Source organism: Planomonospora sp. ID67723 (genome assembly GCF_015711605.1).
In the GTDB taxonomy this organism is placed as follows: Bacteria; Actinomycetota; Actinomycetes; order Streptosporangiales; family Streptosporangiaceae; genus Planomonospora_A.
On sequence record NZ_JABTEZ010000004.1, the window covers coordinates 330569 to 350618 of the forward strand.

The 20050-nt window shown below is 66.4% G+C and carries 10 protein-coding genes, 2 pseudogenes and 1 riboswitch; of the genes and pseudogenes, 7 read left to right on the forward strand and 5 right to left on the reverse strand.

All coding sequences use genetic code 11. The annotated features are described in order from the left end of the window. The first annotated feature begins 245 nt into the window (after window positions 1–245). The 3 genes from HS041_RS28220 (at window position 246) to HS041_RS28230 (ending at window position 9452) form a co-directional block, all read left to right on the forward strand. Window positions 246–6392: an RHS repeat-associated core domain-containing protein gene (locus tag HS041_RS28220; protein WP_196443869.1), complete on the forward strand. Its 6147-nt coding sequence runs from the start codon at window positions 246–248 to the stop codon at window positions 6390–6392. 1150 nt (window positions 6393–7542) lie between these two features. Beyond that, window positions 7543–7998, forward strand: coding sequence for a hypothetical protein (locus HS041_RS28225; protein ID WP_196443870.1), 456 nt, complete (start codon window positions 7543–7545; stop codon window positions 7996–7998). Between the two features lie 368 nt (window positions 7999–8366). Further along, window positions 8367–9452, forward strand: coding sequence for an IS630 family transposase (locus HS041_RS28230; protein WP_196438539.1), 1086 nt, complete (start codon window positions 8367–8369; stop codon window positions 9450–9452). Here the strand turns inward: HS041_RS28230 and HS041_RS28235 are convergent. The 3 genes from HS041_RS28235 to istA all read right to left on the reverse strand — a co-directional run bounded on the left by HS041_RS28235 (window position 9435) and on the right by istA (window position 12972). Then, the gene (locus tag HS041_RS28235) at window positions 9435–10307 is read right to left on the reverse strand and encodes a hypothetical protein (protein ID WP_196443871.1); all 873 of its coding nucleotides are present in this window, start codon (window positions 10305–10307) and stop codon (window positions 9435–9437) included. The genes HS041_RS28230 and HS041_RS28235 overlap by 18 nt on opposite strands. Window positions 10308–10507: 200 nt before the next feature. After that, the gene (gene istB, locus HS041_RS28240; RefSeq protein WP_196443872.1) at window positions 10508–11317 is read right to left on the reverse strand and encodes an IS21-like element helper ATPase IstB; all 810 of its coding nucleotides are present in this window, start codon (window positions 11315–11317) and stop codon (window positions 10508–10510) included. Further along, complete coding sequence (gene istA / locus HS041_RS28245; protein ID WP_196443873.1) at window positions 11314–12972, reverse strand: IS21 family transposase; 1659 nt, start codon at window positions 12970–12972, stop codon at window positions 11314–11316. Before istA ends, istB begins: the two co-directional genes overlap by 4 nt. Before the next feature lie 232 nt (window positions 12973–13204). Then, window positions 13205–13287, forward strand: a riboswitch (ZMP/ZTP riboswitch). Between the two features lie 13 nt (window positions 13288–13300). Between istA and HS041_RS28250 the strand changes: the two genes are divergently transcribed. Then, window positions 13301–14167 carry a bifunctional 5,10-methylenetetrahydrofolate dehydrogenase/5,10-methenyltetrahydrofolate cyclohydrolase gene (locus HS041_RS28250; protein ID WP_196443874.1) on the forward strand — a complete coding sequence of 289 codons (867 nt, stop codon included), beginning with the start codon at window positions 13301–13303 and terminating at the stop codon, window positions 14165–14167. Between the two features lie 43 nt (window positions 14168–14210). On the opposite strand, the gene HS041_RS28255 is transcribed toward HS041_RS28250, so the two are convergent. Continuing rightward, entirely contained in the window at window positions 14211–15422 is a 1212-nt protein-coding gene (locus HS041_RS28255) for an IS110 family RNA-guided transposase (protein WP_196443875.1), read from the reverse strand. A 582-nt stretch (window positions 15423–16004) separates the two neighbouring features. Here HS041_RS28255 and HS041_RS28260 point away from each other — a divergent pair. Both HS041_RS28260 and HS041_RS28265 read left to right on the forward strand, forming a co-directional pair. Next, a pseudogene (locus HS041_RS28260) lies at window positions 16005–17017 on the forward strand (IS5 family transposase). A gap of 57 nt (window positions 17018–17074) precedes the next feature. Then, window positions 17075–18415 (forward strand): IS630 family transposase, encoded by a 1341-nt coding sequence (locus HS041_RS28265; protein ID WP_230879130.1) that lies wholly within the window; start codon window positions 17075–17077, stop codon window positions 18413–18415. A gap of 109 nt (window positions 18416–18524) precedes the next feature. Here the strand turns inward: HS041_RS28265 and HS041_RS28270 are convergent, their stop codons facing one another. After that, window positions 18525–18947: a hypothetical protein gene (locus HS041_RS28270; RefSeq protein ID WP_196443876.1), complete on the reverse strand. Its 423-nt coding sequence runs from the start codon at window positions 18945–18947 to the stop codon at window positions 18525–18527. Between the two features lie 267 nt (window positions 18948–19214). On the opposite strand from HS041_RS28270, the pseudogene HS041_RS28275 reads away from it, so the two are divergent. Continuing rightward, window positions 19215–20042, forward strand: a pseudogene (locus tag HS041_RS28275) (IS256 family transposase); the annotation flags it as partial. Window positions 20043–20050: the final 8 nt, after the last annotated feature.

Genomic DNA, 20050 nt, shown 5'->3' on the forward strand with positions numbered 1-20050 from the left:
ACAGCAGTGGGTCGCATGCTTACGGCGACCATGCCCAGGCCGGGTGACTCCCTTCTCCCAACGCCCGGCCTGGCTATCGCCTGTAGATGGAGGTATCGGTGAGGTTCTCACCGCACCACGTGCCCACACCGCCGCCACGGCGTGGATCGCCTAAACGCGCCGCATCCGCGGCGACGATCCCTTCCCCTCTGGCCGCCCCCCGGCCGGCAGGGGTCTTCCCACCACCGTGGCGGCGCGGGCTCTTGATGCGCGCCACCGCGGTAGCCGCCACGATCGCGTTGACGCTGTCATCGGCACAGGCGGCCGAGGCGTCGGCGTCGCTGCTGAGCCCGCAGCCGGCCCCGGCGCCGAAGACTCCGGCGGTCGCGCCGGTGACCGAACGGCCCGATCGGGTCTCCGCTGCGCTGTCGGCCCGCCTGCAGGGCAGCCGCGTCCTGGTTAGCGGTGAGACGAGTGAGAGCAGCCTCACCTACGCCAACCCCGATGGGACCGTCACTGTCGAGGCCACCAGCGGCCCGGTCCGCGTCAGGCAGGGCGAGGCGTGGGCGCCGATCGACACCACCCTCGTCGAGGCCGACGGCGTGCTCAAACCCAAGGCGGCCGCGACGCAGGTGGAGTTCTCCGCCGGCGGCGATAAGGCGCCCCTGGCCAAGCTGATCCGCGGCGAAGACGAGTCGTTCGCCCTGGCCTGGCCGACTCCGCTGCCCAAACCCCGTCTGGAAGGCAACAAGGCCACCTTCGTCGACGCCGCCGGGACCGGCGCCGACCTGGTCGTCACCGCGCTGCCCGCCGGCTTTCGCCACGATGTGGTCTTGCGCGAGAACCCGGCCGGGCCGGTGGAGTTCAAACTCCCTGTCACCACCGAAGGCCTGACCCTGGCCGAGACTAAGCAGGGCGGCCTGAAACTGACCGACGACAAGGGCAAGACCGTCGCCTCGGCGCCGGAGCCGGTCATGTACGACAGCCCTACCCCGCCGGAGCAGCAAAACAGCGAGACCCCTGCAGGGGATAGGCCAGAGCAGGCGACGATCGACACCCAGGTCACCGTCGAGAACGGCCAGCAGATGCTGGTACTCAAACCGGATCCGGCGTTCCTGGCTGATCCGAACACCACCTACCCCGTCACCGTGGATCCGACCACCACGCTGACCACCACCGGGGACGTGACGGTGATCGCCCCCAGCAGCCGTCAGGAAGGATCGCTCAGTGTCGGTACCTCCGACACCAGCGACGGCAAACGCCAGTTCGCGCGTGCCCTGATCGGGTTCAACGTCAGCTCCCTGACCGGCCAGAACGTCACCGACGCGCGGCTGGAGCTGCAAGGCGGCGGCCGAGGCTGCGTCGTCGGCCAGACAATCAAGGCGCAGCGCATCACCTCCAGCTGGAACCACGCAACCATCGTGGGCGGGGTCACGGCCACGGCCGAAGGCGAGCAGAGCGCCCGGGAACCCGGCCAATGCACCGGTTATCAGCAGGTTCCCAGCGGCGTGTGGACCTGGCCGGTTACCGACATCGCCAAGGCGTGGGCGGCCGGCGCGCCCGGGCGCGGCATCCAGCTGCGGCTGGCCACCGAAGACCCGGTCATCAACGACAACCAATACTTGCGCTCCTTCGACGATCTGGAGTCGGCCGGCAGCGGTGGCACCCCGCCGAAGCTGGTGGTCACCTTCGGCTCCACCCCAGCCACCGACCGACTGCGAGCCGCGCCGATCGCCACCGGCCATGACGGCGTCGTCTACACCAACACGCTGACCCCCATGCTGGTCGCCGACGTCAAAGACCCCGACGGCGGATCGCTGAAGGCCGAGTTCGAAGTCGAGCACGACCCGGCAGCCTCCGGCCAGGGCAGCGGGGTGATCTGGTCCGGCGCCGTGAACGGCGTCGCCTCGGGCACAGAAGCGAAGATCACCGTCCCCGCCGGAAAGGTCACCGACGGCCAGAAACTGCGCTGGCGGGCCCGGGCCTCGGATACCACCAGTGCCTCGGCGTGGTCGGCCTGGCAAAAGCTGGCGATCGACGCCTCCGCCCCCGCACAACCGTCCATTGAGTGCGGATATCAAGAAGGCGCCTGGTATCCCAGCTCCGAGCACACTCCGACCTCCACCGAGTGCCAGATCAGCGGACTGAAGAACACCAGCGCCTACCTATGGGGCCTGGACGACCCGGCCTCCTTCAACCTGGTCGAGATCTCCAAGTGGGATTCGGAGAACAACGACAACCAGACGCTGACGCTCTCAGACCTGTCCGACGGCTTGCACACCCTGTATGTCAAGAGCCGCGACCGGGCCCACAACACCTCCACCGTCGTCTCCTACAGCTTCGGCGTCGGTCCGGGCGGTTTCGCCAGCCCTAAGCCGAATACCACCACCCAGCGGCTGGTGACGCTGAGCACGATCGCTCCGGCTAACCGGACCGCAGTGCGCTATGAGTACTACGCGGTCGGCGGATACACACCGATCCCGATCGCCGACGTGCGCCCCGCCGGCTCGGCCGCACCCCTCTCCGCCTGGCCGCAGACCCGAACCGACACCGCCAAGAACTTCCCCGATCTGTCATGGGACCTGCTCAAGACCCTCAAGGACAGCCGGTTTATCGACGGTGAATGGCAGATCCGCGCCTGCTTCAGCGGCGGCGGCAGCGAGGCATGCACCAAGCCGACCGCCGTGCTGGTGCAACGCTCGGCCTTCAACCCCTCCCAGGCCACCGCCAATGTGGGGCCGGGTACGGTGGCTCTGCAGACCGGTGACTACGCCATCAACGCCACTGACGCTGAGCTGTTCGGCATCGCCGTCAGCCGCACCCACACCACCTTGAAGGACGATAATCCGTTCGCCTCGGAGGAGACGCCAGTCACCGAGAACGAAGTGTTCGGCAAGCGGTGGAAGGCGAGCTTCCCTGCAGCCCTATCTGCCACCGCCGACTTCGAGCCAATCGGTGATGGAACATCGGGCAAACTGACCTTGCTGGGACCGGATGGGGCGACACTGTCCTATGTCCGTGACGGCGAAGTCTTCACCGGGGTGGGTGATGCCGCTGACGGCTCACGCATCAGTATCAACCTGGCCAAGGAACAGATGATCTTTACCGGCCCTGACGGGGCTGAGACCATCTACACCCGGCTGAACAACCGCTGGGTCGTCGCGCGGGTAAAGACTCCGGCCGAAGAATCCACCATCTCCTACTTCCGCGACGGCCAGGGCCGCATCACCCGCATTCTGGCTCCTGTCGCCAAGGGCGTCACCTGCGTCACCATGGCACCCGGCTGCCGCGCGTTGGAGATCTCCTATGCGACCGCCACCACCGCCACCGGCGTCGGTTCCGGCTGGGGCGACTACACCGGCCTGGCCACGAAGGTGTCCTTCACCGCCTTCGACCCCGAATCCAACGCGATGAAGACCACCGCGCTGGCCACCTACGCTTATGACTCCACCGGGCATCTGCGCCAGCTCACCGACCCGCGCACCAACCTGGCCACCACCTACTACTACACCGCCGAGGGGCGGATCTCGCAGATCAACCCGCCGGGCCTGGCGCCGTGGCGGATGGAGTACGACAGCCATGGCCGCATTGCGCACGTACAGCGCGAAGGCGGCGATACGGACATCACCCAGGCAGTCGCCTACGACGTGCCGATCGGCGGGGCCGGCGCGCCGGTCGATCTGACGGTGGCGCAAACCAGTAAGTGGGGCCAGGCCACCGATCTGCCGGTGGTGGGCGCGGCCCTCTTCCCCGCCTCCAAGGTGCCCACACGGAACACGAGCGGTGCCTACCAGCCCTCGGGTGAGGACTGGACCTACGCCGGGCTGACCTATATGGACGTCAACGGTCGGGCGGTGAACTCGGCCGCCTACGGCGCCGGAGCCTGGCAGATCTCCGCTGCCCGCTATGACGAACGCGGCAACATGACGTGGGATCTTTCTGCCAGCAACCGTGCTCAGGCGCTGATACCGACGACCGACACCGACCCATATGTGGCCGGGCGAGCCGATTCGGCCGAGCGGGCCAACCTGCTCGCCAACATCAATACCTTCTCCCCTGACAGTGACCTGCAGAGCAGCATCGGCCCTGTCCATCCGGTGGTACTGGCATCGGGGGCAGTGGTCTCGGCCCGGCAGCGCACCACCAACGTCTATGACGAAGGCAAGCCAAGCAGTGCGATCGCCTACCACCTGACCACCACGACGACGGTGGAGCCGGTCGTGATGGACGGCCTGGCTAGCCCGACAGCTAGCGACCGCACCATCAAGAAGTTGGGCTATGACCCGATCAAGGCCGGGGATGCCTCCGGCTGGACCCTGCGGCAGGCCACCAGCGTCACCAGTGTCATGCCCGGTGGCGATGACATCGTCCAGCGCACCCGCTACGACGCGACTGGCCGGACGATCGAAACGCGGACACCGAAATCGAGCGGCGCCGACGCCGGGACAACCGTGACCGCCTACTACACCGCCGGAACTCACCCAAGCATGACCGAGTGCGGCAACAAGCCCCACTGGGCCGGACTCGCCTGCAGAATCGCGCCGTCAGTCCAGCCCGCAGGCGCCCCGTTGCCGGTGGAGACGAGGAGCTATAACTACTACGGTCAGCTCGTCGGCAAGACCGAAACCTCCGGCAGCACCACCCGCACTACCTCCTCCACCTTCGACACTGCGGGCCGGATCACCGCGCTCAAGGTCGAGGTCGCCCCTGCCGCCGACGGTGGCATCCCGGTACCTGCCATCAGCTACGGCTACGATCCAACAACCGGCGTGCCCACCACCGTCAGCTCCGGCGGCAGAACGGTTACCACCGCCTACGACACGCTCGGCCGACCCACCAGCTACACCGACGCAGGCGGCAACACCGTCACCACCGCCTACGACGCCTACGGGCGACCGGCCACGGTCAACGACGGCAAGGGCACGATCACGTTCTCATACGACGGCGTCGACGCAGCAGGCAAGCCCGAGCGACGCGGCAAGACCACCCGGATCGATGTCGCCGGTGTCGGCGCCTTCGGCTATGCCTACGACGCCGATGGACACCAGTACCACGAGGTGCTGCCTGGCGGCCTGACCGCCATCACCAACGTGGACAACACCGGGACCGAGAGCACACTCAACTATCGCAAGAGCGGGCAGACCTGGCTGAGCTTCACCGTCACCCGCGACGTCATGTCCCGCACGGTGGCCGCAAGCAGTCCGGTGAGTCAGCAGCGTCACACCTACGACGTCAACGGCCGCCTCACCAGGATTCAGGACACCCACAATGGTGCTTGCCTCACCCGCGCCTACGGATTCGACAAGAACTCCAACCGCACCAGTCAGGCCAGCTACCCCGCAGGGCCAGGCGGCGTGTGCTCCACCTCGACCACCCCGGTCACGACCACACACGCCTATGACGCCGCCGACCGCATCACCGACCCCGGCTACACCTACGACAACCTCGACCGAATCCTGACCACCCCTGGAGACCAGGTCGCCGGCGGGCAGGTGCTGACCAGCGGCTACCACGCCAACAACATGGTCGCCTCACTGAGCCAGGCGGGGCAAACTCAGACCTTTACCCTCGACCCGCTTGGACGCGTTCTCACCCAAACCGACACCTCCGGCACCGCAACGCACCACTACGCCACCGGCGCCGACACACCCGCCTGGACCACCGAGCCCGACGGAACCTGGACCCGTTATCTCAACGGGCTGGGCGACATGAATGCCATCTATCGCAGCAACGGCCGAATTGAGCTTCAACTGGCCAACCTGCATGGCGATATCGTTGCTACCACCGAGCCGACTTCCACCGGTATCGCCTCCTACACCGAATACACCGAGTTCGGTGCCCCTCGGGAAACCGCCACTGCACCAGAGCGCTACGGCTGGCTCGGCAGTAAGCAACGCGCCGCCGACACCATCGGCGACGTGGTCCTCATGGGCGCCCGTGTCTACAACCCCGCAACGGGACGCATGCTGCAAACCGACCCCATCCCCGGCGCCTGCGCCAACCGGCAAGACTACGCCCGGCAGGACCCGGTCAACGGCCTCGATCTCGACGGCAAGGCCTGCTACGGGCCTACCTACCAGGTATTTGATCATGATGCATTCGCAACATGTCATGATCCAATCGTGGCCATCTATGCAGGCTGCATGGCGGCCTGCGGGGCGGTCTGCGTCGGCACTTTGGGGATCGGATGTGCCCCCTGCATGGGGGCATGCTCGATCGCCTACGGAGGGGCACTTACCTACTGCCAAAACACGTCGTACAAGACCTGCTGCAAGCAACTCGTCATCGAAAAAGTGTATGACAAAGAGATTGTCTGCACCAAGAAGAAGAAAGGTAAATGCGTCCAGAGACGCTGGCGCGACAAGGACACCTACCGGACGGTCAAAAAGCCAGGCCCTGAGATCTGCTGGTAAAAGACCAATTCGCTAGTCCACGTAAAAGCCGCGCGCCGTCCTCGTGACCAGGTCATTGGGGGTCGGCGCGCGGCACCTGCAGCATCGGAGCCCTCTGGAGGATGCATTGGTCTATACGCCGACGTTCTTCATCTCAACCGCCTGCCTCCTTGTGGTGGCCGGCGTGATTTTGGGATGCTCCGGTCGCCCGCAGCGGACGCACGCCGAACGCACCCGAGCACGCCGCGCCGTGCTATGGATGCTTACGGCCTGGTTCGGATGCACCTTCCTCGCCTGGCTATCGGTGACGATCATCCCTCCGCTGATCACCGGGTAGCCATAACGAATGCATGGTGTGAACCGCTCCGGCTTCGGTTGAGGCCCTGATTTACCGCCCTCCAGGTTCACTGCTCTATAAGGAATAACCTCTGAGTTCCCGAGTTGCTCTCCTGGCCATCCAGCCCCAGGACCAGGGCGTTCTCCGCGTAGAGCACGTCGCTCTGGCGATTGAGGAAGTCTCGGAATCAGTGAAGCTCCTCTCTTGTCGCTGAGGTTTTTGCAGCGGCGGTGAAGCCGAGGAGTCGCGCGCCGGCCCCGGTCGAGGGCGGCTCGGCCCGGCGCTGAGTGCCGCGCTGACAAAGAACGCCTGCTCACATGGGGACAGCTCCGTACACCAGCCCAGGCACCTCGGCGCTCGCCAGGCCGGGCCGACCGCCGTCGTCGGGTTCCCGGTCACCGCCCGGTGTCGCTCCGGGGCCGGCTGACCATAGACGGCCCCGGATTCCGGCGAACCCAAGGGTGCACAACCTCCCAGACCACCCACCCGCTCAGCCTCAACCCCTGAGTTCGCGGGAACTCTAGGACTTCTAGGCCTTGGACTCCCATAGCTGCGCCGAGCCGCAAGGTAGACCCCGGAGCATCACAGGGAGTCGTCCCGCGCCCTGTTTCATCCGATTTTTGGGAGCTCATGTTGCGGGAACTACTGGTTCCCGTGGTCCGAGGAAGCGCCTTCGATCAGGGCTCTGACCTGTTCAGATGAGTTACTTTGCGGCTCGGCGCAGTTTTGGGAGTACAGGGCCGACACCTATGGCGGTCGGCCACCTACAGCGATCGTCGCGGCCTTGGCCAGACTGACCGCAGTTGCTCAGCGCCTGCTTGCGATGCTGAAGCTATGACCGATCCCGATCCCGATCCCGATCCCGTGGATCTGGAGCTCTCCAGATTCATGGCAGAGCTTGACCCGCTCATGCGGGGTGTTCTCGCCAGTGAGGACGTAGCGCAGGCGCGCAACTTCGTCCATGAAGTGAAATGGCACTGCACGGAATCGCCCTACGGGGGGCACCTGTGGGGCGCGGGCGGTGTCTATTGCATCTGGGCGGAGATCGACGACATCCTCGATGGCTGGCCCTTGGACTACGGATCGGACACCGATGCCCTGGCCCTGCGCGAGTTCAAGCGGGCGGCCCAGGAGTGGCTGGACATGCCGCGGACGGAGGCCGGGCTCCAAGACTACGTTCATCAGTGGGAAACGCGGATGGCGGAAGACACCTGGCCGGCACCCGGGGGCATCCCTTGGCGACAGCGGTTCCCCTCGGCGGACGATCCCCACGGCCCTTCCCGTCCATGATGGCCCAGTGCTCCCGAAGACATCCCACAGTGTGATTACGTCGGTGATGAGCAGCAGCGTTTGTCGGTCAGTTTGGACAGCGCTCTGGATGGATGCGCGTTAGGAATGTCGGTCAGAAGTAGCAGCGCTGCAACGGCACGGTAGGTCACGTTTGGCGGAGTCGGCTCTTCCTCTCCACCCGGTATGGCGGCTGTCCGATCGGACAGCTACCGAGGAAGAAGGAACGCGATCGTTTGTCGTCATCTCAGCTGACGGAGCGTTCAACCTAGTGAGTCGGTCTTGAGCTGTGGTGTCACCACATGAGGTGAATTGTGTTTCAGGCCGCAGCGCGAGGTGACGAGACCTCCGCGCCGCGTTCTGCTGGAGGGATGAGTGATCCACGACTGGAGCCGCTGGTGCTGACCGAGCTCGAACGCTCGACGTTGCAGGGGTGGGTGAAACGCCGTACGACCGCGCAGGGCTTGGCACTGCGGGCACGGATCGTGCTGGCCTGCGCCGAGGGCGGCAGCAACATGGCGGTGGCCGGACGCTTACGGATCCACCGTAAAACCGTGGCCCGCTGGCGCAGCCGATTCCTGTCCGCCCGGCTGAACGGACTGCATGACGAGCCCCGGCCCGGCGTGCCGCGCACCATCACCGACGCCCAGGTCGAGGAGGTGGTAGTGCGCACGCTGGAAGAAGTCCCTGCCGGAGCCACCCACTGGTCCAAACGCGAGCTGGCCCGGAAGGTGGGCATCTCCCCGACCAGTGTGCTGCGGATCTGGCGGGCGTTCGGCCTGCAACCGTGGCGGACCGAGGACTTCAAGATCTCCCCGGACCCGCTGCTGATCGACAAGATCCGGGACGTGGTCGGACTGTATCTGGCCCCGCCGGCCGGCGCGGTGGTGTTCTCGATGGATGAAAAACCCCAGATCCAGGCCCTGGAACGGACTGCGCCCGTCCTACCGATGCTGCCCGGGACCCCGGAGCGGCGCAGCTTCGACTACATCCGGCACGGCACTGTGGACCTGTTCGCCGCGCTGAACACCGCAACCGGCCAGGTGATCAGCAAACTGTCGGCCCGGCACCGCGCGATCGACTTCCGCGACTTCCTGGCCGAGATGGACCTGCAGGTCGAACCCGACCTGCAGGTCCATGTGATCTGCGACAACCTCGCGGCACACAAGGCGCCGCTGGTGCACCGCTGGCTGCTGGCCCATCCACGCTTCACGCTGCATTTCACCCCAACCTATGCCTCGTGGATCAACCAGGTCGAACGTTGGTTCGCCGAGTTGCAGCGACGCTGCCTGGAGCGTGGGGTGTTCTGCTCCCTGGGGGCGCTGACGACCGCTCTGGAGGAATGGATCGCGTTCTGGAACGACAATGCCAAGCCGTTCCGGTGGACCAAGACTGCCGACCAGATCATCGACCGTATCTGCCGCTACTGCGACAGGATCTCAAGACCGGCTCACTAGATTGAAGGCCACATCCGTCACCCGGACGGTCCGCACCTGTGGATCATCGAGCAGGGCGCGCAGGTCGGCCAGTATCCAGGATTCGGCGACGAAAGCATGCGCCACACCCTTGCCTGCGGCGTCGGCCAGTCCCGCTCGGGTCAGGGCCAGCTGCCGCAAGCCGGCATCGTCCTGCGGGCGTAGTGCGGCGACCCAGGAGCGGTATGACGCCAGCGCCGCCTCCGGCTCCTTCTCACACTCATGTGACAAGCCGGCCGTGTCCGGGAACGGGTTCATGCCCACGTGCCAGCTGATCGCGTTCTCCGGATTGAGGCCGTTGCCATGGCCGAAGGGCCGGTAGATGTAGGTGGTCATGCCGCAGTGACCGTGCCGGCGGGTGAAGTCGACCAGCTGAGATGCGGTCAGAGGGCGCTCGAACTCCACCAGCGCGACCGCGTTCATCGCCGCCGGCAGGGCATCCAGGCGCTTTCGGGCTTGGCGGCGGGCCGCATCCTGGCTCTGGTCGCGTTCACCGATGGTCATCAGGCTCTGATCGAGTGCCGAGTCGCCGATGCTCAGGGCGGAGCCGGCGTCGACCTTGCCGGAGGAGTCCCTGGTGACCTCGTAGGTGACGCCATCGCCGTGGATGTCTTCGGCGATGCCGTCGCTGGCTGCCAGCGGCTCGCCTGTCAGGCGCAATCGGTCCGATGCCCCGTCACCGTCGTTGCTGAAGCCGTGGAAGCGGTAGTCGGGATTGGCGATCTGCACGGCGGTGTCCATCACCGCGGCGAATCGCTCCTTCGCGTGCTCCGGCTCACGACTGTCGGCGATCATGGAGAGCGCGACGGTGCCGACCATGAACAGCGACACGCTCAAGACGACGACTTGGGTCAGCGAACGGATAACGAGTGTCCAGTCGGGTTCCCCGGGAGCGTAGGGAGAAGGAAGTCTGATCATGGACACGTCACGCTCACAAGGCACCTGAAACCGGATGAATGTCCACAAAGGGTACGTGATGGCCGGTGTGGCCGCTGCTTGCCACAGCCTCTTTCCCGGCGTCCCGGCTCTATCCCCGATTATCCGGTGGCACGCTTCTGGCCAGCGGTGATGTCGGCTTGAGCGCGAGTTTGTGCTAGTCGGTAGGAGTCTGTACCGGTCTCGATGATGTTGCCGCCATAGGTAAGGCGGTCGACGATAGCGGCACAGAGCCGCGGTTCGGTAAATGTCTTAGTCCATCCCGAAAACGACTCGTTTGACGCTATCGCGACACTGTTGGTCTCCTCTCTTTCGGTGAGAACCTGGAACAGTAGTTCGGCTCCGTGCCGGTCCAGCTCCATGTAGCCGAGCTCATCAATGCATAGGAGATCGACACGGCCGTAGCGGGCGATGGTCTTGGTTAGTACTTTCTCATCGGCGGCCTCGACCAGCTCGTTGACCAGCTTGGCGGCCAGGGTGTACTTGACCTTGAACCCGGCCATCGCGGCCTCGGTGCCCAGTGAGATCAGCAGATGTGACTTGCCGGTTCCCGAGTCGCCGATCAGACACAACGGCAGGCTCTTGCGCACCCAATCACTGGTGGCCAGCGTGTGGATGACGGCCGGGTCGATGTTGGGGTTGGCCTCGAAGTCGAACTCCCGCAACGATTTTTGCCGGGGAAAGCCTGCCGCCTTGATCCTCCGCTCCGAGGTGCGCCGGTCCCGGTCATCACATTCAGCCAGCAGCAACTCGGCCAGGAAGCCGAGATAGCTCATCTGATCACGGGCGGCCCGCCCGGCCAGGTCGGTGAACTGTCCGCGCATCGTCGGCAGGCGTAACCGCTGACAGGCCGCATAGATCGAGGCCTCGGCCGCTTCCTCGGTCAGCCCGCGGCGGTGAAAGGTGGTCATGGCGTTTCTCCCTCGGATGCGGGCTGAGCGCCGCCGGTGCGACGGCGCAGCAGTTGGTCGTAGACGGCCACCGACGGCAGCGGCCGGGTATCGGGTGGCAACTGGGCCAGCCTCCGCGTGGTCAGCGAGATCACCGCGGGCTCATCGATCCAGACCAAGTGCTCTGGGCGGGGCAGCGCGGACTCGGCCGCAGACCCGTCGCCGGCCTGGGCAATCTTGCGCGCCTCCAGGGCGACGACGTCCGCGCTCAACGCGCCCACCTTCAGCGCGGCCGCGATGCCCGCAACCACGTGGTGGTGAGCCATGTGCCGGTGCAGCAGCAAGACCTCGATCAGCTCCCCGGTGCCAGCGGCCTCCCCGTGCGCTTTGCGCGCCGCGGCCCACCAGGCCTCATGCGTAGCGGTGAAGGTGCCGGCGGCCCGAGCCTGCTCCAGCGCGGTGGCCCCGGCCAGCGCACCGGGCTTGTGCGCCAAGGCCTCCAAATAGTGATCCAGCTCCAGCCGGGCCCCGCCCTTGGCGATCAGCCGCTCGTGCCGGGCGACCTCCACGCCCTTGTGATAGACGACCAGGTGAGAAGCGAACAGCATCACCCGCACCGGGTGACCGGCCAGACGGATGGGCACCGAGTAGCGGTTGGTGCGCACGGTGATCTGGCTGTGCAGGTTGACGCGCGGGGTGAGCAGACGGCCGATCTCGAACGGCTCGATCGGCAGCGGCCTCAGCAGCGATTGTTCCTGGGCGAAGCGTTCGCCGATGGTCTGGGTCCGCATCCGAATCCGGCGCCGCTCATCGTGCCGGTCCCAGCTATCGATCAGCGCATTCAGCTCGGCAAGCGAGGCCACATCGGGCACCGGGACGAAGTGGTTTCTGCGGAACCAGCCGATCTGGCCCTCCACCCCGCCCTTCTCATGCGCTCCCTCCACACCCGGTCGGCAATAAAAGGCTTCGATCCCGGCCCAGCTACGGAAGGCGACCCAGCGTTCGCTCTCCACGCGGGCCCGGGAAAAGCCCAGCACCTTGGCCACTGCGGGCTTGAGGTTGTCATAGCGCACCTTGTCCGACGGCAGCCCGCCCAGCATGGTCATCGCGTGCACATGACCTTCGAAGAAAGCCTCCTGCGAGCAGGTCAGGAACATCCGGTGGATGGCCTTGCCCGACCACGACAGGCGGAAGGAGAACAGATAACACCGGGTCAGCTCACCGGCCAGGCGGATCCACACATCCCCGAAATCCACCTCCGCCTCGGCACCGGGACGATGACTTTGCTCGATGAAGACCTGTGGGGGATCCCGTCCCTCTTGTAATCGGATCTCCGGGCGCCGCTTGCGGGCATAGTCGCGCACCATGCCGTATGACAGCTGATCAGCATCGTGCTCCTCCAGCAGCCGGTCGAAGATGCGCTTGGCCGTGTGCCGTTGTTTACGTGGCGCGTCTAGGTCCGTCCGCAGCATCTGATCAATCAGCGGCTTGAACGAGTCCAACCGTGACCGTCGGGGCGGCAGCGGCTTACGTGGCTCCGGCCAGACCGATGCCAAGGCCTTCTCGATCGTGCGAAAGCCCACCCCGTACTTACTCTGCAAAGCCCTGCTCGCCAGGCCTGCACGGGAATCGCGGCGGATCGCCGCGTACAACTCGACCTTGGACTTCGGTTGCACCGGATCCCCCTCACGTTGAGGAGCACACCCATCGTTCCACCGCAAGCCCGAGAGCGCTGCTACTTCTCAGCGACATCGCCGTGCGCCACAAACGATCGCTGTCACAGCCGACCGACAAACGCTGTCACAACTCACCTACAGAGCCACACAGTGCTAAGCCGTCAAGCGGCAGCGTTGATACGGACGCCTTTGGAAGCACCGAGCCATCGCAGTTTGCTCGAATGCCGGGCATCCTAGAGAGCGCGACTGGCGGCAAGGGGATGGAATCGACCATCGGGGAGCTCGTTGTGGAAGCCGACCGCCTGGGCGACCACTCCCGAGGAGACGCATGTCCAGCGCACGCATGCTGCCCGGCGGCCCGGTCGCCGAGAGTGTACTCAACGACGTGGCCGCCCGCGCCGCCGTACTCACCGAGAAGGGCGTCACTCCGTCTCTGGCCACGATCCTCGTCGGCGACGATGACGCCAGTGCCGGATATATCCGTATCAAGCAGCGTCAGGCCGCCGAGCTCGGTTTCGATTCACCGCATACGCACCTGCCCGCTGGTGCCACTCAGGCCGATCTGCACGCCGCTATCGCGACCTACAACGATGACCCGACAGTGCATGGACTGCTGGTGCAGTACCCGGTGCCCGAACAGCTCGACTATGACGCCGCGCTGCAAGCCATGGACCCGGATAAGGACGTCGACGGCATGCACCCGCTCAACATGGGTCGCCTGGCCCTCGGCATGCCTGGTCCGTTGCCGTGCACGCCGGCGGGTATCGAGGCGCTGCTCGCGTACTACGACATTGCCGTGTCCGGGCGGGAGGTCGTCATCCTGGGCCGTGGCGCCACCCTTGGACGGCCGCTTGCCATGTTGCTCAGCCAGAAGCGCCCGACCGCCAACGCCGCCGTCACCGTGGTCCATACCGGTGTGCCCGACTGGGCGCGCTATACGCGAAGAGCCGACATTCTCATAGCCGCGGCGGGCGTGCCCGGCATCATCCAGCCCGAGCACGTTAAACCCGGCGCGGTCGTGGTCGGTGGCGGGGTCCGCTACGCGGGCCGCCGCCTGCTACCGGACGTGGACGAGTCGGTCGAGAGCGTTGCGGGTGCGATCACACCGCGCGTGGGCGGAGTGGGACCCACTACCGTCGCGATGCTATTCCGCAACGCCATCATGGCGGCGGAACGTGCGGTAGCGGGCGCTTAGCCAGACCTGGTGCTCCTAGGGGGATTTCACCGTAGGAGCACCGTCAGGCAGCGGCCCTGATCCGGACGCCCCAGGCGCGTTGCTCGTCGTAGCGGGTGTGGTGGCGCAGGCAGCCGTGGTAGATGCCGACCAGGCGGTTGGCCAGCACCCGCAGAGCCTCGTGATGGCCGGCGCCGGCGGCGCGGCGCCGGTCGTAGAGGGCGCGGGCGCCGGGTGAGCAGCGGATCGCGGCGAACGCCCACTGATAGCAGGCATCGAACAGGCGGCGGTTGCGGGCGACGCGCGCCAGGACAACCTGTCGGGTGCCGGAGGCGCGGGTGACCGGGGCGGTGCCGGCGTAGGCCTTGCGGGCCTTGGCGTCGGTGAACCGGCCGGGGGCGTCGCCGAACTCGCCGAGAAGCCGGGCGGCGACGACTCCGCCCAGGCCGGGCAGGCTGCGCACGACCTGCGCGTCGGGGTGGGCATCGAGCAGCCGGTTGACCTGTTCTTCGAGTGCGTCGATGCGGGCGGTCAGCTCGGCGATCACGCCCACCAGCGCCTGCACCGCGTGGCCGAAGGCGGTGGTGAGCATCGGCGCCGCCTCCAGGTGCTCAGAACGCAGGGCGGTCTGGATGCGCTCGACGCGGGTCGGCAGGTAGCGCTGCCGTCCGCCGCGGCGCAGCGCCGCGGTGGTCTGCGCCCGGGTCAGAGCCCGGCCCGCCTGCGGGGTCGGAGCCTTGGCCAGCACGGCCAGCGCGTCGCGTGCGGTCAGGTCGTCGAAGGCCTGCAGCGCGGCCGGGTAGAACTCCCGCAGATGGCTGCGCAGCACGTTGACCTGGCGCTGGCGGGCCCAGATCAGCTGCTGGTGCGCCCGCGCCAGGGCCTTGATCGCCTCGGCGTGGTCGGAGTCGGTGGCGATGGGGCGGTGCCGGTGGCGATCGAGGCGGACGACGTCGGCCAGCACCCGGGCATCGGCCCGGTCGGACTTGGCGCGGGAGGTGGCGTACCGCTCCCGGTAGCGGGCCGCGGCCATCGGGTTGATCGCGTGCATCCGGTAGCCGGTCGCCAGTAGCGCGGTGACCAGCAGCCCGTGATCGGTCTCGATCCCGACGACCACTTGGTCGGGGTCGTCGGTGTGACGGGCGATCAGCTCATGCAGCCGGCGCGCTCCGGCTGCGCCGTCGGTGATCCTGGCGTGGTCGAGTTCGCCTCCGTCGGCGTCCAGCAGGCACACGTCGTGGTGGTGTTCGGCCCAGTCGATCCCTACGAAGATCATGTAGTGCTCCCTCCGTGTCCGGTGATCGGATCAGCCATGAGAAGGACAGCGGCGCGCTAATGGATCAGTGCTCGGACCTCGGCACCTCATCCCACCAGCCATCGACCCTTCTCACCGGCCGGCCGGGGCACGATCTTCGGGTAGGGCTCATCGACGGCCCCGCTACGCCAAGTGCTCACCGGCCGGCTGGCTGCACAACCGTTCTTCCCTCTTCCTGAGGGGCGGTTGCACCTCCATTAGCTGCGGCGAGCCGCAAAGTAGGCGGATTGGTCCAGCTCAGCGCGAGTTTCCGTACCGCTCTCCAGGGCCGGGTTTCGGCAGCCCGTCCCGGTGCGGCATCGGGGACCGGATTGGCGGGGCGATCGGATTCAGGGCCATGACCTGGGACGATCTGGTTCCTGTGACCAGACAGAACGGTGAAGCTGTGCGGTATCGGCCGGGCCGGATGCCCAAGGTACTGCTGGGCGCCCGGCCCGACCGTCCAGTAGGCTTTCGTGCCTCTGACCATCGCTATTAGGAGCTGTTTGGGGTTCGGATCTAGGTAGGGCCCGGTGGCGGGCCGGCGGCTGGTAGAACTCGGATGTGGCGCGTTTTGATGTGACGGACGCCGAGTGGGCGTTGATCGAGCCGTATCTGCCGGTGGCGGCCACCGGGCCGCTGCCGCGGCGGGTGCGTGATCAGTTCAACGGGATCCTGTGGCGTTTTCGCACCGGGTCCGGCTGGCGTGACGTCCCCGAACGCTACGGGCCCTGGTCCACGCTCTACTCCCGGTTCAACGGCTGGGTCAAGGCCGGGGTGTTCCAAGGGCTGATGGACGCGTTGATCGCTGAGGCGGCATCGCGCGGGCAGGTCGGGCTGGAACTGGTCAGCGTGGACTCCACGATCGTGCGGGCGCATCAAGAATCGGCCGGTCTGGCCGTGGCCGGGGAGACCCTGGATGCGCTGGAGCAGGCCCTGACCGAGGAAAAGGGGGCTCCGCTATCGGAGCAGCCGCCGGTGCTGCGGGTGATGCGCCTCCGGTGACACCCGGCGCGGACACCTCGTCGGAGCAGGATCGCGCCGCTGCGCGGCGACGCCGCAGGGCCCGGACCAAGGCCGCCGGGCTCGGCCGGTCCCGCGGCGGGCTGAGCAGCAAGGTCCATGCCGCGGTCGACACCCGAGGGTTGCCGCTGGCCTTCGTGCTCACGCCCGGCCAGGCCGCCGACTGCCCGCAGTTCATCACCGTCATGGACAAGATCCGCGTTCCCGGTCCGGTCGGTCGGCCCCGCACCCGGCCGGGCGCCCTCGCCGCGGACAAGGCCTACTCCTCCCGTTCCAACCGTGCTTACCTGAGGAAACGCCACATCAAGGCGGTCATCCCGGAGAAGAAGGACCAGGCCGCCAATCGCAGGAGGAAGGGCAGCCGGGGCGGTCGGCCCGTCAGTCACGACACCGATCTCTACAAGGAGCGCAACACCGTTGAACGCTGCTTCCAGAAGATCAAGACCTGGCGCGCTCTGGCGACCCGCTATGACAAGGCCCCGGAGAGCTACGAGGCTGGACTCTACCTTCGAGGTTCGATCATGTGGCTGAAGTTCCTCACCTCAACCACATGATCCGAACCTCGAACAGCTCCTAGTGTCATACGCCTGAAATTCGCCGCATAAGTTTCTATGCTGATTCGTATGTCGCATCCTGGTCCATCGGCGGTGGAGATCCATCTGAGTGAGGCTGAGCGTGCTCGGCTGATCGGCATGTCGGCGGAACCGTCGAGGCGGGCGATCCGGGCGAAGATCGTGCTGGCGTGTGCCGAGCCGGGGGCAAGTAACGCGCAGGTGTCGCGGGACCTGGGAGCAGCTCTGGCCACGGTACGCAAATGGCGGGCGGCCTTCGCCCACGGCGGGATCGACGGGCTGATCGACCAGGCGCGTCCAGGACGACCGAAGTCGGAGTTGACGGTGACCGGCCAGGAACGAGCCACGCTGCAGCGATGGGCACGACGGGCCAAATCGTCACAGGTCCTGGCGATGCGGTCGAAGATCGTGCTGGCGTGTGCGGACGGCAAGGACAACCAGCAGATCGCCGCTGAACTGCGGGTACATCCCGATACGGTGTCCAAATGGCGGACCCGGTTCAGCCGGCTGCGACTGGAGGGGCTCATCGACGAACAGCGGCCGGGCCGGCCGCCGTCGATCACCCTGGACCAGGTCGAACAGGTGGTGGTGGCGACACTGGAGGAGACGCCCACAGGGGCCACGCACTGGTCACGGGCCTCGATGGCCGAGCGCAGCGGGCTGAGCAGGTCGACGATCGGGCGGATCTGGCGGGACTTCGGACTCAAGCCGCATCGGACCGACACCTTCAAGCTGTCGAGCGATCCGTTGTTCGTGGAGAAGGTCGTCGACGTCGTGGGCCTGTATCACAACCCGCCGGAGCGGGCCGTGGTGCTGTGTGTGGATGAGAAATCGCAGATCCAGGCCCTGGACCGGTCCCAGCCGGTGCTGCCGATGATGCCGGGGATGCCCGAGCGCCGCACCCATGACTACGTGCGCAACGGGATCACCAGCCTGTTCGCCGCGTTCAACGTCGAAGACGGCACCGTGATCGGTGAACTGCACCGACAGCATCGCGCCACCGAGTTCAAGAAGTTCCTGATCACCATCGACAAGAGCGTCCCCGCCGAGTTGGACGTCCACCTGATCTGCGACAACTACGGAACGCACAAGACCCCGGCGATCAGGGCGTGGCTGGCTCGTCATCCTCGGTTCCACATGCATTTCACCCCGACCGGCTCCTCGTGGATCAACCAGGTCGAGCGGTGGTTCGGCTATCTGACCGAGCAGTTGATCCGGCGGGGAGTCCACAAGAGCGTCCAGGCCCTGGAGAAGGACATCCGCGCCTGGATGGATCAGTGGAACGATGATCCCAAGCCGTTCGTGTGGACCAAGAGCGCCGAAGAGATCCTGGAATCCCTCGCTAAATATTGCCGACGAATTTCAGGTGCAGGACACTAGGTCCCGCCGCGGCACCCCGCCGCTGGGAGCGCGAGAGCATGATGGTCAGTGCCGAAGAGGTATGGCGGAGCGCGGCCTGGACCATCGGCGGGGGAGTGCTGCTGTTCGGTCAGCGATCGAACCAGGCCCTCACCGAGGGAAGAAGCAGCAGAACTGTGACGATGACCGGCGTCACGAAGTTGAACCCGAGCAAGTCAGTGATCCCGGAAGCGGGATCGAACACCACGCCGGCGACGGCGAAGAGCGCCAGCAGGCTCTGGAGGAGAAGCGCAGCGCTCCATACGCCCCGCTTACGCGAATCCCATCTGAGCACCAGCCAACTGGTCAGCGCGGTGAGAGCGGTTCCCAAGCCCAGGCTCAGGAGCAGGAGCCTGGTCGATCCCTCCGGTTGGGCCGGCGTGTCGAGCGTGCCGACGAGCACGATGGAAAGCATCACGATAGCCAGCGCCCCGAAGACCGACTGGAGCGTCATGACGACCCGGGCGTTCCTGGCCGCGCGCGGCATGCAGTCGGCCGCCTCCAACGTGACCATGGGACCTCTCAGGCAGCACTAATCGTGATTTTCTCCGCTAAATATATGAAACGGGACACGATGGTCCGGCCCTGAACGCTCACCCCGGTGCTTGATCCACTTTGATGCGTGTCCTTGGCCCGTTGTTCCTCGAGGGTCTAGCCGCTCTTCAGGCGCTGCTACTCGTCGCAGCGGCGCGGTCACATCCGAGATGCGGTGTAAAAGAGAACGAGCGTAGGTTGCCGTGCTGAACCGTCCAAAGTTCGCACGACGCAAGGACCTACGCTCGTGGCACGCACACTACCGCCCGTTCAAGCCATCCACGCCGAGATCGACGCCCTGTTCACTGAAGGCCGTGACCTGGTCGAGGTCATCGAGGACGTCGCCCGTCTCGGCGCCCGCCTGATCATCCAGACCGCCGTCGAGGCCGAGGTGGACGCCTTCCTCGGCCGCGCCCGCTACCAGCGCACCGCCGCCGTCTCCGCTGCCGGTGAGCAGCAGGCCGTACGGCCCGGCCACCGCAACGGACACTGCCCGACCACCGTCAAGACCACCAGCGGGCCCATCACCATCGCCCGCCCGAAGCTGCGCGGCACCACCGAAACGTTTGCCTCCCGCCTGTTCGGCACCGGCGTGAGTCGCACCAACGCGCTGGAGACACTGGTCATCGCCTCCTTCGTTCGCGGCCTGTCGGTCCGCGACGTCGAGGGCGCCCTGGCCGACGCCCTCGGCCCCGAAGCCGCCCTGTCGAAGTCGACGGTCTCAGCGATCTGCCAGGCCATCGTCACCGAGTACGACACCTGGTGCCGCCGCGACCTGTCGGCGCTCGAGCTGGACTACCTGTTCTGCGACGCCTCGCACTTCAAGATGCACGACGGGCAGCGCGCCGAGCCGGTCCTGGCCGCCTGGGGCATCACCACCGACGGCAAGCCCGTCTTCGCCGGCCTGGCCCCGGCCGCCGCCGAGTCCACCGACGCCTGGCACGACTTCCTCACCGATCTGGCCGGACGCGGGCTGCGTCCACCGCTGCTGGTCGTCTCCGACGCCCACCGCGGGCTGGTGGAGGCGGTCGGCGCGACGCTGGCGGGCGCGGCCTGGCAGCGCTGCCGCACCCACTGTGAAGT